Origin of the sequence: Bacillus sp. LK2, assembly GCF_001043575.1 — a bacterium.
GTDB lineage: Bacteria > Bacillota > Bacilli > Bacillales > Bacillaceae_G > Bacillus_A > Bacillus_A paramycoides.
Window position 1 is genome coordinate 1 of record NZ_LDUK01000080.1, and the last position, 943, is coordinate 943.

The window sequence follows — 943 nt, forward strand, 5'->3', positions numbered from 1 at the left end:
ACAATACGAGTAGGTAATTTGTCTTTGCTCCCTACATATACATCATGTAATTCATACACTTGGCCAGGCTGCAATTGTTTCATGATATCTTCCAAATGAATTTGTATATATACCGGTTTTAATTGAGCGGGTTTTGTTTTAAATACGACTGCTTCGAATTCTTTTCTATATATTTTAGTTGGTAACTTAAGACGTGATAAATAATATCCTTGCTTATCTTGAATAGACTTAAAATCTTGTAAACGAAAATATCCTAAGTCACGAATATATAGTTCATTCTTTTGCGCCATACCTGTTCGAGTCGCACCATACGCCTGATCACTTCGTTTTCCTGGTTCAATTTTCACATCAGAAAATTCTCCACTCAACAAGTCATACTCTAGTTGAATTTTTACACCAGCTTTATGACTACATCCTCCGGCACCAGGATAAGTAGATGCAAATCGATCCGGCACTTGAAATGTTGTAGAATCAAGGATAAGAATACGCTCAAAGTAAGTAGAAAGAGTATGAGAAATCTTAGATAGTCCCCCAATTTTAGCTTGTAGAAGTGTAGTGAATACAGTTCGAAAGAAGGCTACAGAAGCCGAGTTAAATCGCCGATTAAGTCCCTCAGGACTTAATAAAATTCCTGTTGAAGTTTCTAATTGACTACAAAGTTGAGTAAGAGAGGTAGTAGCGATTTGTTGATTTAACCATACACACAAAGATAAAAAATGGTGCCCATGGCACTTACGTTTTCGTTTCATTCCGCCTGCTTCTATAGCTAATTGATTAAGTGTAGCGGGAGACATATAGCGATATAACTCTTCGGCAAATAAAGACAACTCTTGTTTTTGATGCATATTCATAAAAAGCACGTCACCCTTTCTCATTAACATAAGAGAATAGTAACGTGCTTTTAACTTCAAGAATAGTCTAAATCCTTAAGTTGATGGATGTG

At 35.8% G+C, this 943-nt stretch carries 1 protein-coding gene; it reads right to left on the reverse strand.

Going from position 1 to position 943, the window contains the following annotated elements; genetic code table 11:
* A partial coding sequence (locus VK90_RS26730; RefSeq protein ID WP_156185500.1) for an IS4 family transposase occupies positions 1–851 on the reverse strand: 851 nt, incomplete at its 3' end.
* Between the last annotated feature and the right edge of the window lie 92 nt (positions 852–943).